Source organism: Marinobacter sp. F3R08 (assembly GCF_018860425.1).
In the GTDB taxonomy this organism is placed as follows: Bacteria; Pseudomonadota; Gammaproteobacteria; order Pseudomonadales; family Oleiphilaceae; genus Marinobacter.
On the sequence record NZ_JAHKPI010000014.1, the window covers coordinates 248,030 to 262,535 of the forward strand.

General features: G+C 58.0%; 10 protein-coding genes and 1 riboswitch. Of the genes, 5 read left to right on the forward strand and 5 right to left on the reverse strand.

Features of this window, described 5'->3' with window-relative positions:
* The 4 genes from KO499_RS04210 (at position 1) to KO499_RS04225 (ending at position 5,804) form a co-directional block, all read left to right on the forward strand.
* Positions 1 to 354: a zinc ribbon domain-containing protein gene (locus KO499_RS04210; RefSeq protein ID WP_215982457.1), complete on the forward strand. Its 354-nt coding sequence runs from the start codon at positions 1 to 3 to the stop codon at positions 352 to 354.
* Positions 355 to 492: 138 nt separating this feature from the next.
* A riboswitch (cobalamin riboswitch) is annotated at positions 493 to 690 on the forward strand.
* Between the two features lie 125 nt (positions 691 to 815).
* Positions 816 to 3,581: a ribonucleoside-diphosphate reductase subunit alpha gene (locus KO499_RS04215; RefSeq protein WP_215982458.1), complete on the forward strand. Its 2,766-nt coding sequence runs from the start codon at positions 816 to 818 to the stop codon at positions 3,579 to 3,581.
* A 28-nt stretch (positions 3,582 to 3,609) separates the two neighbouring features.
* Positions 3,610 to 4,668 (forward strand): ribonucleotide-diphosphate reductase subunit beta, encoded by a 1,059-nt coding sequence (locus tag KO499_RS04220; RefSeq protein WP_215982459.1) that lies wholly within the window; start codon positions 3,610 to 3,612, stop codon positions 4,666 to 4,668.
* Between the two features lie 134 nt (positions 4,669 to 4,802).
* Positions 4,803 to 5,804, forward strand: coding sequence for a 2-hydroxyacid dehydrogenase (locus KO499_RS04225; RefSeq protein WP_215982460.1), 1,002 nt, complete (start codon positions 4,803 to 4,805; stop codon positions 5,802 to 5,804).
* Positions 5,805 to 5,853: 49 nt separating this feature from the next.
* On the opposite strand, the gene gtfA is transcribed toward KO499_RS04225, so the two are convergent.
* The 3 genes from gtfA to KO499_RS04240 form a co-directional block, all read right to left on the reverse strand.
* On the reverse strand, positions 5,854 to 7,296 hold the full coding sequence (gtfA, locus tag KO499_RS04230; RefSeq protein ID WP_215982461.1) for a sucrose phosphorylase: 1,443 nt from the start codon (positions 7,294 to 7,296) through the stop codon (positions 5,854 to 5,856).
* A gap of 40 nt (positions 7,297 to 7,336) precedes the next feature.
* Positions 7,337 to 9,610 carry a glucosylglycerol-phosphate synthase gene (ggpS, locus tag KO499_RS04235; RefSeq protein ID WP_215982462.1) on the reverse strand — a complete coding sequence of 758 codons (2,274 nt, stop codon included), beginning with the start codon at positions 9,608 to 9,610 and terminating at the stop codon, positions 7,337 to 7,339.
* A gap of 327 nt (positions 9,611 to 9,937) precedes the next feature.
* On the reverse strand, positions 9,938 to 12,040 hold the full coding sequence (locus KO499_RS04240) for a molybdopterin-dependent oxidoreductase (RefSeq protein ID WP_215982463.1): 2,103 nt from the start codon (positions 12,038 to 12,040) through the stop codon (positions 9,938 to 9,940).
* Between the two features lie 165 nt (positions 12,041 to 12,205).
* Between KO499_RS04240 and KO499_RS04245 the strand changes: the two genes are divergently transcribed.
* Positions 12,206 to 12,985: a CLCA_X family protein gene (locus tag KO499_RS04245; protein ID WP_215982464.1), complete on the forward strand. Its 780-nt coding sequence runs from the start codon at positions 12,206 to 12,208 to the stop codon at positions 12,983 to 12,985.
* A 43-nt stretch (positions 12,986 to 13,028) separates the two neighbouring features.
* Here KO499_RS04245 and KO499_RS04250 read toward each other — a convergent pair whose 3' ends face one another.
* Both KO499_RS04250 and KO499_RS04255 read right to left on the reverse strand, forming a co-directional pair.
* A complete protein-coding gene (locus KO499_RS04250; RefSeq protein WP_215982465.1) occupies positions 13,029 to 13,835 on the reverse strand; it encodes an OmpA family protein in 807 nt (268 codons plus the stop codon).
* A 24-nt stretch (positions 13,836 to 13,859) separates the two neighbouring features.
* Positions 13,860 to 14,237, reverse strand: coding sequence for a DUF4398 domain-containing protein (locus KO499_RS04255; protein ID WP_215982466.1), 378 nt, complete (start codon positions 14,235 to 14,237; stop codon positions 13,860 to 13,862).
* Between the last annotated feature and the right edge of the window lie 269 nt (positions 14,238 to 14,506).

A 14,506-nucleotide genomic window follows, 5' to 3' on the forward strand; every position in this document is an offset into this window, starting at 1 on the left:
ATGCCGCTGTATGACTACAAATGCCGTGAGCACGGCCTGTTCCAGGAGCTGGGCACCATGGCGGAGGCCGGCAACCCGGCCGCCTGTCCCACCTGCAAGGCACTGTCAGCCCGGGTTATCGTGCTGCCGTCGGAACTGTTGGGTATGGATCCTGCCAAGCGCCAGGCCGAGGAGCGCAACGAAAAGGCGCGGCATGAACCCATTATCTCCACCGCAGATCAGCGCGCGCGAGACGCCGAGCACCGCAAGGCCTGTGGTTGCAAGAAGAAGTCTGACGGCAAGCACATGCTGTTCTACACCGCTGACGGGAAGAAAATGTTCCCCTCCATGCGGCCATGGATGATCAGCCACTGATTGAATGAAGATTGTGAGACTGTCACGTGTTTGGCCCCTTCGGGGGCCTTTTTTATTGCCCATCTTGTCCTGAACTGAAATCGTGTATATAGTGTTTTTATTCTTGGTAAGATACCAGATGTAGTGATCATAGCGTGATCAAAACGATCAATGCCTGATCATTTTCGTTTTCTGGTATCGGGAATCCGGTGAGACTCCGGAACTGACGCGCAGCGGTATTGGGGAACAAGCGTGGCATCAACGACACTGGCGCAAGCCGGGAAGTCGCCACGTAAGGCAGAATCACACGATTCACGCCCCTGAGTCCGAAGACCTGCCAGGGATAAGGAGCCAAAAGCTCCTCACTGCACCTTCGCGAGTCAGGGTGAGCAGACCGGTGATGCCAAGCCACGCCTGTGGTTAGGTGTTCCCCTGCGCACGCGAGGGTGAAAGGAATTCACGCGCATTCAGGAGAACACCATATGTCCGCCTCATCCCTGGCCGAGCCCCGGCCCACCTCGCACGCCGATACCGAATCCCTGCAGGTTATCAAACGCAACGGCACGCTCGTAAGCTTTGACCCTTCGAAAATCAGCGTCGCTGTAACCAAGGCCTTTCTGGCTGTGGAAGGGGATAAGGCGGCCGGCTCTGCCCGCATCAACGATGCCGTACACCGGGTCACCGAGCAGGTTATCCACGCCATTGGCCGCCGTCTGAAAGCAGGCGGGAAAGTGCATATCGAAGACATTCAGGACCAGGTTGAACTGGCCCTGATGCGGGCTGAGGAACAGAAAGTGGCCCGGGCGTATGTGCTGTATCGTGAAGAGCATGCCCGTGAGCGGGCCCTCCATGCACCCATGGAGGCTCATCCACATCTGACGGTCAAAAAGGCCAGCGGCGAGACAGCCCCGCTGGATCTGGGGCTGATGAAACTGCAGGTAGAGCAAGCCGCGACAGGGCTGGAAGGCATTGATGGCGACTCCCTGGTAGATGATGCAGTGACCAACCTCTACGACGGCATCGCCGAGGAGGACGTACTTTCTGCCCTGGTGATGACGGCCCGCAGCCGGATCGAACGCGAACCGGACTACAGCGCTGTGACTGCCCGCCTGCTCCTGGAGCAGCTAAGACTGGAAACCGCGACCGCCCTGAATCTGTCCACCAGCCAACCGCTGGCAGAGATCTACCCGCAGGCGCTATCCGCCTTCATCGAGGCCGGTATTCGCTACGAACTGCTGGATGAAACCCTCGCCACCTTCGACCTGGAACGACTGGGCGCGGCCCTGAAGCCGGAGCAGGACCTGCAGTTTGGCTTCCTGGGTCTGCAAACACTGTACGACCGTTATTTCCTGCACTGGAACAAGGCCCGTCTCGAATTGCCCCAGGTCTTTTTCATGCGGGTGGCCATGGGCCTGTCCCTGCGCGAGGACAACCCGAACGAGCGTGCCATCGAGTTTTATAACCTGTTGTCTTCGTTCGACTATATGGCGTCCACGCCAACCCTGTTCAACAGTGGCACCCGTCATTCCCAGCTGTCTTCGTGCTATCTGACGACCGTCGGTGATGATCTCGAAGGCATATACGGCGCCATCCGGGACAACGCCATGCTCTCGAAATGGGCCGGTGGCCTGGGTAACGACTGGACCCCGGTAAGGGCTCTTGGTTCCCACATCAAGGGCACCAATGGTCAGAGCCAGGGCGTGGTACCGTTCCTCAAAGTCGTTAACGACACTGCGGTGGCCGTGAATCAGGGCGGCAAGCGTAAGGGCGCGGTGTGCGCCTATCTGGAAAGCTGGCATCTGGATATTGAGGAATTCCTGGAGCTTCGCAAGAACACCGGTGACGAACGCCGTCGCACCCACGACATGAACACCGCCAACTGGGTGCCGGATCTGTTGGTCGAGCGCATGCGCGAAGACCGGGACTGGACCCTGTTCTCTCCGAGTGATGTGCCCGATCTGCACGATCTCTATGGCAATGCCTTCCGTGAACGCTACGAGCATTACGAGGCTCTGGCAGAGCAGGGCAAGATCAAGTTGTCCAGGAAGATCCCGGCCAAACAGCTCTGGCGCAAGATGCTGACCGTGCTGTTTGAAACCGGCCATCCCTGGATCACCTTCAAGGACCCGTGCAACCTGCGCTCGCCCCAGCAGCACCGTGGCGTGGTCCACAGTTCGAACCTGTGCACGGAAATTACGCTGAACACCAGTGCCGATGAGATTGCCGTATGTAATCTGGGTTCAGTGAACCTGGCGGCACACATTCACAACGGTGAGCTTGATGTGCAACGGCTGGAGCGCACGGTGAACACAGCTGTGCGTATGCTAGACAACGTCATCGACATCAATTTTTACGCCGTGCCCCAGGCCAGGAACTCCAATCTGAGGCACCGTCCGGTGGGGCTGGGCCTAATGGGCTTCCAGGATGCGCTGTATCAACTGGGCCTGCCGTACACCAGCCCGGAAGCGGTGGAATTTGCTGATGTTGCCATGGAGCAGCTCAGCTACTTCGCCATCCGCGCTTCCGCCACCCTGGCCGGTGAGCGTGGCGCCTATGAAACTTACGAGGGCTCTCTGTGGCAGCAGGGCATTTTGCCGATCGATTCCATCCGTCTGCTGGAGGAAAACCGCAGGGAAGGGGATCTGTCGGTGAACACCGACGCACGGCTCGACTGGGCCCCGGTGCGCGAGCTGATTGCACAACACGGTATGCGCAACAGCAACGTGATGGCCATTGCGCCGACGGCGACCATCTCCAACATCGTGGGCGTGTCCCAGTCCATTGAGCCGGCGTACCAGAACCTGTTCGTTAAATCGAACCTCTCTGGCGAATTCACGGTAGTGAATCCCTCACTGGTCCGCGACCTCAAGGCCGAAGGCCTGTGGGACAACGTGATGGTCAACGATCTGAAGTATTTTGACGGCTCCGTGCAACAGATCGAACGCATTCCGACCGCTCTGAAAGCCCGCTATGCCACCGCTTTTGAGATTGATGCCCGCTGGCTGGTGGAGGCTGCTGCCCGCCGTCAGAAATGGCTGGATCAGGCCCAGAGCCTGAACCTGTACATGGCCGAACCCAGCGGTAAAAAGCTGGATGCCCTGTATCAGCTGGCCTGGGAACGTGGTCTGAAGACCACCTATTACCTGCGCTCACTGGGAGCCACCGGCGCTGAGAAAACCGCCCCGGTTGCTGCGCCGCAGCCCCAGGTGTGCAGTATCGACGACCCGGACTGCGAAGCCTGTCAGTAAACGCTTACTTAATTTTTGAGGCAGAACCATGCTTGATTGGGACGACGAATCAAAAGCCAAAACCAGGGACAGCAACCCGGACGCCCCGGCCCCTGTGAATGTCGACGACAAACGTGTGATCAACGGCGAGACCGATGTTAACCAGTTAGCGCCGTTCAAGTACCCCTGGGCCTGGGAGTACTTCATGAACGCCAACAAGAATCACTGGACGCCCCTGGATGTCAACATGGCCCAGGATGTTTCCGATTATCACCATCGGCTCACGGCGCCGGAAAAGCATGTGTACGAGAACGTGCTCGCCTATCTCACAACCTCCGATATCCTGGCCATGCGTAACATTGGCCTGGCGGTGATGGAGAAAATGAGCGCGCCGGAGCTGCAGATTTACCAGGCCCGGCAGGTTTACGAGGAAGCGATGCATACCTGGGCCTACCAGCACTGCATTGAAACCCTCAACCTCGACCAGAGTGAGATCTACAACCGCTACCGGGTAGTACCTGCGATCAACGGCAAGATCCAGATCGCCAACCGCCGGCTGGATGCGGCCATGCGTCCGGACATGAACCTGAGGAACAAGGACGACCTTGAGGAATTCATCATGTCCTACCTGTTCTTTGCCGCCGTGTTCGAGGGCACCTGGTTCTACAATGGCTTCAGCCCTATCTTCGCCCTGCAACGACGTGGACTGATGCGTGGCACTGGTGAACAGTTGCAGTACATCCTGCGGGACGAAGCCATGCACTTTTCCTTCGGCCTGAAAGTGGTGAACCAGATCGTGGAGGAGGAGAACATCACGTTCAATCCGAAAGCTGTGCGCGAGATGTGGGATGAATCGGAGGCGGCGGAAAGCGCCTACGCCAATTACATCCTGAAAGACCCGATCCTCGGCTATTCCGCCGAGTATCACAGCGAACAGTTCCGTTTCGTGGCCAACCGTCGTGCCCGCACCGTTGGCCTGGAGGAGCCGTTCCCCGGTGCGAAGAACGTGTCGCCCTGGCTGGACGAACAGGCCACCCTGCGCAAGGAAAAGAACTTCTTCGAGACACGGGTGATCGAGTACCAGACCGGCGCGCAGCTGGAGTGGTAAATCCAGGCGACCCTTGTGGGTATCGACCTTGAGTTGATCTATGCTGAAACAGGGGATTCAATACCTGAATTGTCAGACATCGAGTATCCCGGCCATGTCCGGCCGGGTGTCACCTCAGCACAAGGTCCATACCCATGAAAGTCGCTGTTTTCAGCACCAAGCCCTATGACGAGCAATTTCTCAAACAGGCCAGTCAGGAGACCCGTCAGCATGAGCTGGTCTTCCTGGAAACCCGGTTGAACGAAGCGACGGCCCCCCTTGCCCGGGGCTTTGAAGCTGTCTGTGTGTTTGTGAATGATCAGGTAGATGCACCGGTACTGGAAAAACTGGCCGAGGGCGGCATCCGTGCCGTGGCGCTGCGTTGCGCCGGCTTCAATAACGTGGACCTGAAAGCCGCCCAGAGGCTGGGGATCGATGTGGTGCGTGTGCCGGCCTACTCGCCCGATGCGGTCGCCGAACACACCGTTGCCCTGATACTGACGCTTAACCGGCAGATTCACCGGGCCTACCAGCGCATCCGGGATGGCAACTTTGCGCTGGAGGGTCTGCTGGGCTTTGACCTGCGAGGGCGCACCGTGGGTGTGGTCGGCACGGGCCAGATTGGCGTGGGCGTAGTGCGTATCATGCGCGGTTTTGGCTGCCGGGTACTGTGTTACGACCTTCATCCCAACCCGGAAGCCCAGCAGCATGGCGCCGAGTATGTCGATCTGGACACACTGTTTGGCCAGGTAGACATACTCAGCCTGCATTGCCCGCTAACGCCAGACACCCACCACCTGATTGACGCGGCTGCCGTCGCGAAGATGAAAAAAGGCGTGATGCTGATCAACACCAGCCGGGGAGCTATCGTTGATACGGCGGCCATTATTCAGGGCCTGAAATCTGGCCAGATTGGCTACCTTGGCCTGGACGTATACGAAGAGGAAGGCGACCTTTTCTTCGAAGATCTTTCCAATACCGTGCTTAAAGACGACGTGTTCGCGCGCCTGCTGACCTTCCCGAATGTGGTGATTACCGGACACCAGGCATTTTTTACCCGTAATGCCCTCGAGAGCATCGCTCAGACCACGTTGGCCAACCTCACGGAGCTGCAATCCCGGGGCCAGTGTGCAAACCAGGTGACCGGCTTGTCCTGATGTCGGACGGTGGTCAGGTCCTCATTTGATCGGGGGATCCTGCAGGCTTTTAACAGGCCAGGTGCTCTGTTTTTCCGTTTTCTACATTAAGGTAGTCGACTTTCACCGTGTTGAAGTTCAGATCCACGAACAGATGACAGTAATAGTCGCCATGGCGCCAGGCCATGGCGACACTGGAATCGTTGGAATAGTGTAGCTCGAACCGGCCATCGAACGCCGGATAGTTGCTGCGGAATTTCATCAGACTGAGCAGGCGCTGAACCACCGGCTTCTGAATTTCTTCGTCCACCTCCTCCATGCTGTAATAGTGCCGGTTGATGTCCCGCAGTTCTCCGGTTTGTTCCATCAATTCCTGGTCGTTACAGCCCGCCAGCAGGCCAACGTAATACACCTGGGGAATGCCGGGAGTGAAGAACTGGATCGCCCGGGCGGCAATGTAGGCGTCGTCGTTCTGCATGAGGGCATCGTAGAAGGTGCAGGTTAGCTGGTAGATGGCCCCTACACTGTGAATATTCGCCGCAGATCGGCGCAGAATCGGGTCAGCACTGCGAGCGTCGATATTGTCGATAAGCACCCGGATCTTGTCGTCCGGCAGCACGCCCTCGACATCCGGGATGCAGATACCATCGTGGGTATCCAGCACGGTTACCATGTTGCGTGGGCACATCCGCAGCCAGTTTTTCAGGTAGGTGCTGTTCGCATCCAGCAGCGAGTACAGCAGCAGTGGCGGCAGAGCAAAACCATAGGGGTGCATGTTGCGCCGGCTGATGGCGTACTGGTAACTGGTGTGGTCGTGCACTTCCGGCAGGCATTCAGCGCCGTGCTTCAGGGCCACCTCATTGATCCAGTCCAGAATCCGGTAAACCTCTGGTTCGACCAGGAAACAGCTGGTGCCAATGCGTTTGGTGGTATAACCGAAGGCGTCGAGTCTGAGTAGGTTTACGCCCTTGGAGGTGAGAAAGCCAATGTAGCTTTCCATCAGGCGGTAGGCCAGGTCGGAATCGTAGTTGAGATCGATCTGCTGTTCGGTAAACGTGCACCAGACCCGGGTTCTGGTGCCATCGGCCAGGGTCACTTCCCGGAACGGTTCTTTCTCCTTCCGGATATGGATTTTCGCCATGTCGTCCGGGGAGATCTCACCGTACTTGTCGACGTGTACGAACAGATCGGCGTATTCCGAGTCGAATCCGTTGGCAATGAAATCCCGGAACTCCGGCGATTCATCGGAGATGTGGTTTACGGTCAGGTCCACACACAGATCATACTTGCCGGTAAAGGCTTCGATGTCGTCCCAGGTTCCAAAGTCCGGGTCCACTTCCTTGTGAGTCAGGGGCGAGAAGCCACTGTCGGCGTTCGAGGGAAAAAACGGCAGGATGTGAAGCCCGCCGATGGCTTCCGAGAGGTGTTTCTCCACCACGGTGTGAAGGTCTTTCAGGTTGCTGCCGATCCGGTCCGGATAGCAGATCAGCTGCACTGCGTTTTTAAGCAGCATGGCATGGCTCCAGGTTCGTGAATTCCAGGGCGATTACCCTTCAGGCTGCGTTCTTGCCCAGCGGTACGATCTTTTTGAGTTTGCTGTCGCGCCGCACTTCCACAGCCTCTATGAATTCCCGTCCCCAGTATTCGATGTCGTATCGACACACGGCCTGGTAGGCCTCGGCCAGTCGGTTCTGGGCTTCACTGCGGCTCATGGCCAGGGCGTAATAGCAGGTATCGGCCAGATCCTGCGGGTGATGGGGGTTGGCCAGAATAGCGCCCCGGAGTTCGGCCGCGGCGCCGGCGAACTCGGACAGCACCAGGACACCACGCCCCCTGGTCAGACCCTGGGTGGCAATGTATTCCTTGGCGACCAGGTTGAGGCCGTCCCGCAGCGGAGTAATCCACATGACATCTGCCATGGTGTAATAGGCAACAAGTTCTTCGAACGGCAGGGCGCGGAAGAAAAACTGCACCGGGGTCCAGCCCACCTGTGCAAACTGGCCATTAATGCGGCCCACGGTCTGCTCGATCTGGGACAGCAGCTCCTCGTAAATGGTCATCCCTTTGGCGGCCGGCACGCACACCATCATCAGGGTAACTTTGGTCACCAGTTCCGGGTGTTCGGATAACATTCGCTCGTAGGCGTGCAGTTTTTCCAGAATGCCCTTGGTGAAATCGAGTCGCTCCACGGAGAGAATCAGCCGGATGTCGTCCAGTTCTTCCCGGAGGCTTTCCATACGGGCTATGACATCGTTATCAAGAAGAGCGTTGCGAACCCGGCCCAGGTCCAGTCCGACCGGGTGGGCCCCGAGCCCGATCCTGCGATCATTCACCTTGATTTCGGTGCTCATCTCGTCCAACCCCACAGCACAGCCATAGGTCAGGAACCGTGGCGCGCAGCCGGCTTTGCGGGTGACTTCTAGCGGCGTAACGCCCCGGGCAACATCGACAAAATTCTCGGCCTGTCGGGGAATGTGGAAGCCGATGTGATCACACTGCAGCAGGCTGCCGATGATTTCCCGACGCCAGGGCAGTACGTTGAACACATCGGCAGAGGGAAAGTAGGTGTGATGGAAGAAGGCGATGGTGACATCCGGACGGAGTTCCCGCAGGAATGCCGGCACCATCCACAGATTGTAATCGTGGATCCAGACCACCGCATTCTCGGCGGCCTCGGCAGCCGTGCGTTCGGCAAAGAGCCGGTTAACCCGCAGAAACACCTGCCAGTGGTCATCCCGGAAGGTAGCCCGCTCCCAGAAGGTATGCAGGGTTGGCCAGAAGGCTTCCTTGGAGAAACGTTTGTAGAAGATGTCGACGTCTTCGGCGCTTAACGGCACCCGCGCCGCAACCAGTTTGGCATAGCGGCTGGTATCCACTTCGGTGTGGGTCTGAAACGGACCCAGGTCCGGATCGTCAATAGACCAGGCCACCCAGGAGCCGGCCTTGCCATCGGCAAAAAAGCTCAGCAGTGTCGGGATGATGCCATTCGGGGATCGCGGGCGTCGGCGGATAAGTTGGCCGTTCTCGATGATTTCCTCGTAAGGGAGGCGGTGATAGACGATTACCAGATCCGACTTGCCCGATCGCATGGTGTCGGGAATCTCCGCGTCGATACCGGCATGGCCGAGGAAACCGAAGTGTTCGAAGGCTTCCAGAATGCCACCGCAACCGGGGGCTTCCGCATGAAACACCCGGGCCTGATGTTCGGTTTCTTCCAGCAGGCCGGCCTCGGAGGCGCCGACACAGACGCCTTTGAAATTCTGCTGGTACATGGACAGGTCATTCAGGGTATCGCCTGCCACCAGTACAGTTTCCGGGTCTGCGCCCAGGTGCTCGACCAGTCGGGTCAGGGTGCTACCCTTGTTGACGCCCCGGGGCAGTATGTCCAGGTATTTGCCTGCGGAGAACAGAACATCGCAGGACAGAGCGTCTGCTTTCGCTTTCAGACGGTCGCCCACCGCAGCGCTCTTGCAGAAATAGGACACCCGTCGCTCCTGGGGAACTTCCTGACGCTGCAGGCCTTCAAACGACGCCAGCGCAGCTTCAATCACCTGTTCTCCGGGCCAGATCTGGTCGATCTCGGCCTGCAACGGGTGGATAGCCTGCTGGGATTCACCGTGCACGACGGTGCAGCCAACATCACAGATGATGTAATCGGGCTGGGGGATGGTGGGATCCGAGAGCAGCGGTAGTACGGACTCCAGACCTCGACCGGTCACAAACACCAGCTGGATTTCAGGGTGAGCGGAAATGAGCTGGTACAGCCTGAGACGTTCGCCCGGATCGCCCGCAAGAAAGGTTCCGTCGAGATCGGTGGCAAGCAACATGGTGGTGCACTCCTGTCTGGGTGTTTCCTTTTGTCAGTGGTTCAGCGCACCGATGCACAGAGATGGGTATCCATTCAGTGTGGACAAGGCTGATTGCTGAACCGGGACCCTGACAACACTGCTTGCAGGTTTTGTACCGGCCAAAGGCGAGAGGTGCTGCGTTTTGAGCAGAAAACGAACAAATTACGCCGTAAAAACAACGCATTGTGATGAGATGAAAAACGCCGGCCATGATCAGGATGACCGGCGTGAACAGGCCTGTATTGGTGCAGCCCTGAGCGGAGTGCCTTATTTCAGGGCTTTTTCACACCGGCGTCCGCCGGTGTTTTAGCCCGGGTTTACCGCCACCCGTGTTCCGTTAAATGCGGCGTTGCCGGTCAGAGCGTCAATTCGGTGTGAATCCGTCACGTCGTTCATACTGACGCCCGGTTGTGATTCGGCAATGGACATGCGGATGTCGCCCCGATTGTGGCCCCAGCCCTGGGGAACACTGATCACGCCTTCAAACATATTGTCATCAATCTCCACCGGCAGCCGGATGTGACCGGTGACCGAGCTGACCGTCGCCAGTTGACCGTCTTCAAGACCGAGCCTGTTGGCATCGGCAGCGTTCATCTGCAGCGTGCACGGGTTCCTGCCTTTCACCAGCCTGTGGGAATTCTGGGTCCAGGTATTGTGGCTGCGGGGCAGCCGGCGGCTGATCAGGGCGAACGGATAGTCAGCGTTCTGGTTCGCCTGAACCTGGGCCCAGGCATCCAGCCGTTCGAGATCGTTCAGGTATAGATCAGGGGCAATCCGGATCTTGCCGTCCTCGGTCTGGATACGTTGTTCCAGGCAGGGCTGCAGCGGTCCCAGATCTACGCCGTGGGGGTTGGCTTTCAGTTTCTCCAGGCTCATGCCCTGTTTGCCGTAGGCGCCGTGTTTGAGGCCCAGATCTAGCATCGCCTCCGGGGTTAGGCCATCGTCTTCCAGGCCGGTCAGCTGCAGGGACAGATCCCGGAGAATTTCCCAGTCGTGCTTCTGGTCCGGGGTTTTCTCGAACATCGGCTCAGAGAATTTGACGGTATTGCGCACGGCGAAGGAATTGAAGAATACGTCAAAGTGGGGCACCTCCAGCCCGGTGGTGGCGGGCAGGATGATGTCTGCATGACGGGTGGTTTCATTCAGGTAGATATCCACTGACACCATGAAATCCAGGGCATCAAATGCTTCGTCCAGACGAGCTCCGCCGGGTGCTGAAAGCACCGGGTTGCCGGCGATGGTAATCATTGCGCGGATCTGGCCGTCGCCCGGCGTCAGGATTTCATCGGCGAGGGTGGCCACCGGGAACTCGTTGTTGAAGTAGGGCAGTTTTCGCACCCGGGACTCATAGCGACCATAGGAACTGGGTTTGCCCTTTTTGTCCCGCACCAGATCGAACGCCGGCTGCGGGAACATGGCGCCGCCGCGGCTATCGAAGTTACCGGTGAGAATGTTCAGCACGTTGTTCAGCCATTGGCAGAGGCCCCCGAATGACTGGGTCGAGGCGCCCATCCGGCTGTAGCAAACCGCGCTCCTGGCGGCCGCCATCTCCCGCGCCAGCTCACGGATGGCAGTGGCGGACATGCCGCAGGTCTCCGCGACGGTTTCCGGCGAATAGGATTGCACCGCATCGGCCAGTTGGTCCAGGCCCTCAATCCGGGATTCCAGGTGGCCGAGCGTCACCCGCTGCTCATCGAACAGAGTGTGGACCAGTGCCAGCATGAACAGGGCATCGGTTTCCGGACGAATGAACAGGTGCTGGTCGGCCTTCCGGGCAGTTTCGGTTCGGCGGGGATCGACCACCACTACCTTGCCACCGCGTTGCTGAATGGCTTTCAGGCGTTTGCCCACCCCGGGCGCGGTCATCAGGCTGCCGTTGGAAACAATGGGGTTGGCGCCGATGATCAGCATGAAATCGGTGTGGTCGATGTCGGGAATCGGAACCAGCATACCGGCACCGAACATGTAATTTGAGGCCACATGATGGGGAAGCTGATCCGCCGACGCTGAGCTGTACCGGTTGTTGGTACCCAGAGCCTTGAAGAACCGCGGCAGCATGATGGCGTTACCGAAGTTGTGGGCATTGGGGTTGCCGAGATAGACACCAACGGTGTCCTTGCCATGTTCCTGCTGGATGCCGCGGAAACGCGAGGCGATTTCCTCGAATGCCTCGTCCCAGCCGATGGCTTGCCAGCCATCGGCGGTCCGCCTGATGGGTGTTTTCAGGCGGTCTTTGTCGTTGTAGAAATCCTGCAGCGCGACGGCCTTGGGGCAGATATGGCCATGGCTGAAGGGATCGTCCTGATCTCCTTTGATGGAAAGGATCTCATTGCCCCGATGCTGGATCTCGAGACCACACATGGCTTCACAGATATTGCAGGTGCGGTAATGGGTCTGGGTGCTGGTCATGGCAAACACTCGGTCCGGTTTTTGTCATTGTTGGTTTTGGCAGTGTGGCACAAGCCGGCCAAAAATCAGACGGTCATAATTCACATAAAACCGGTCAATCCCGCCAAACGATCATTCTGTCGGGCTTTGGCAAGACAGCCTGGTTTTTCATCGTACAATAGCGTCATGGTCAAAACCTTTTACCGTCGGGGCCCGGACCATCGCGCTGGTTCCCCGGTCACATTCCTGGATGTTCGTCGCCGGTTTCAGTTTCGCTCCATCGAGATTGGACGCTGGGTGACGGAACCGGAAAAGCAGCGAAGTGCCGCGCTGTTCTATGATGCCCTGTGCGATCTGATGCTCATTCTGGGCGGCACCGAATCGTTGATATCGCTGCGTGGCAACCTGGCGTTGCAGTACGGTATTGGAGGTCGGCCGGGGGTGTCAGCCCACTACACACCGGCCACCCGCAGTTTTGCATTGGCGAAAAACGCAGGCCCCGGCAGTATCGCCCACGAGTGGTTCCACGCCTTTGATCATTACATTGGCGAAAAACTGTTTGGTGAAACACAAAAAGGCCGGTTTGCGTCAACGCTCTGGCTCACCCGTGACGACGCCATCAGTCATCCGTTGAATGATCGGCTGCAGGCCTGTTTCAAGGCCATTTTGCTGGACGACAGCGGAGGCGAGCCCAGTGATCTGTTCCGGCACTCGGTCAAGGCCGACAAAATAGCCGGTGTCCAGTACTTCAGCCTGCCCGAGGAAATGTGCGCGCGGGCGTTTGAAGCCTTTGTCCAGGACAGCGACTGCAAGAATGCGTTCCTGGTCAGCGGGACCCGGGAGACGGAGGATGCCAGGATGGGTCTGTATCCGTCGGGTGATCAGCGCGAGCGAATCAACCATGCTTTCCGGGACTACTACCAACTGCTGGGCCGCGCGCTCCGAGCAGCAGAGCGCCAGAGTTGAGCGGGACAGACGGCCTGGAGATTACCAGGCCGTCTGAGTTGCTCTATCGGGTGTCGATACTGCCGGATTCATCCGAAATGACGATCTCCACCCGCCGGTTTTGCTGTCTCCCGGCTCCGGTATCGTTGGTGGCGACGGGATACGCCTCGCCATAGCCTTCCACTTCAATCCGGTTGCCCGTTATGCCCTGATTCAGCAGTTCACTCTGGACTGACCTGGCGCGTCGCTCAGACAACTCCTGGTTGTATGCGGCGGCACCCGTGCTGTCTGTATAGCCCTCAATGCGAACCCGGCGTTCCGGATACTGCTTCATAAAATCAGCCAGTCGTTCCACTGTGCGTTTGCCGGAGGCTTTCAAATCCGCTTTGTTGAGGTCAAACAGGACATCGCCCAGGGTAAGGACCATGCCACGTTCAGTTTTCTCAGCTTTCAGTGCCGCCATTTCAGCCCTCAGGGCTTCGGCTTCCCTGCGAGCTTGATTTGCCTCATTGGACTTCATTTGCAACATCAGCTGTTTGCGACGTTCTTCCGCTGAGCTGATCTCTTGTTCCAGGTCGGCACGCTTTCCCTGCTGCATGGCTATCTCGGCGTGACGTTTTGCCAGGTAGGCCACATGATCTACACGGTTTGCGTCAGCGCCTTCATCCAGCAATGTCTGGGCCCGGTCCAGTTCGAGTTTGGCTTTACGTAATTGGGCGGCGCCACTGCGAGCAACATTCGGATCCTGCTCTATTGCCATGTAGGTGGCTCTGGCTTCGTCAACTCTGGCGTTCTGTTCCGGGGTGCTTGCACAGCCAACCATCAGTACCGACAGCCCGATCGCGAAAACGATTGATAATATAGCGTTCATCTGGTGTGTCTCCTTTAACCGGGCTTACTGCTGGCTCGAATTCAGTTGCTGGCGGAGGTTTTCGATATTGTTGTTGATCTCGGCAACCGCCCGCCGGGCCTTTTCGGTCTCGGCACGGGCGCCGGCGAGCTGGGCATCGACCTCCGCTTGTTGCAGCATATGTCTGGCGTCTTTGTATTGTTCCTGGTTGATCAGAACGCGTGCATCGGCAACCTTGTTCATGGCTTGATTCAGCAATACCGGTTGGAATCTCCGGGCATCCGAGGCCTCGGCCTGTTTGATGGAGGATTCTGCAGATTGCAGCTCGCTATCGGGTTTTGGCCCCGGTCCGGCACAGGCAACTAATAAGCTCGCCAATGCGATACAGGTCAGAGTGCGTGTCGGTGAAAGGTACGGCCTCATAGTGGAACTCCCTGATTCACAATATGATCCGCTGCGCGACGGTACTGGCCACATTGTCAACGAATGTAAAATGCGCTGAATGTCAGTATAGCCTACGGCTTTGCGTTTGCGACCGACACCCTTGACCGCATGCCGACCGGTGCCAGAAAGGATTGTACTGTTGATGGCGGACTGGCTGTGAAAGGGCGGTATTTGTCGAAAAAACACGGGGCTTATGAAATGCTGGAGCGGTACCTTCCCGGCAATGGATGCACCATCAGATTTGCGAT

What these genes read in the sequence shown, in the direction of transcription:
- KO499_RS04240 (WP_215982463.1), bottom strand. Translation starts at nt 12,040, where the DNA reads ATGACCAGCACCCAGACCCATTACCGCACCTGCAATATCTGTGAAGCC.
- KO499_RS04245 (WP_215982464.1), top strand. Translation starts at nt 12,206, where the DNA reads ATGGTCAAAACCTTTTACCGTCGGGGCCCGGACCATCGCGCTGGTTCC.
- KO499_RS04225 (WP_215982460.1), top strand. Translation starts at nt 4,803, where the DNA reads ATGAAAGTCGCTGTTTTCAGCACCAAGCCCTATGACGAGCAATTTCTC.
- KO499_RS04210 (WP_215982457.1), top strand. Translation starts at nt 1, where the DNA reads ATGCCGCTGTATGACTACAAATGCCGTGAGCACGGCCTGTTCCAGGAG.
- KO499_RS04220 (WP_215982459.1), top strand. Translation starts at nt 3,610, where the DNA reads ATGCTTGATTGGGACGACGAATCAAAAGCCAAAACCAGGGACAGCAAC.
- KO499_RS04250 (WP_215982465.1), bottom strand. Translation starts at nt 13,835, where the DNA reads ATGAACGCTATATTATCAATCGTTTTCGCGATCGGGCTGTCGGTACTG.
- KO499_RS04255 (WP_215982466.1), bottom strand. Translation starts at nt 14,237, where the DNA reads ATGAGGCCGTACCTTTCACCGACACGCACTCTGACCTGTATCGCATTG.
- gtfA (WP_215982461.1), bottom strand. Translation starts at nt 7,296, where the DNA reads ATGCTGCTTAAAAACGCAGTGCAGCTGATCTGCTATCCGGACCGGATC.
- KO499_RS04215 (WP_215982458.1), top strand. Translation starts at nt 816, where the DNA reads ATGTCCGCCTCATCCCTGGCCGAGCCCCGGCCCACCTCGCACGCCGAT.
- ggpS (WP_215982462.1), bottom strand. Translation starts at nt 9,610, where the DNA reads ATGTTGCTTGCCACCGATCTCGACGGAACCTTTCTTGCGGGCGATCCG.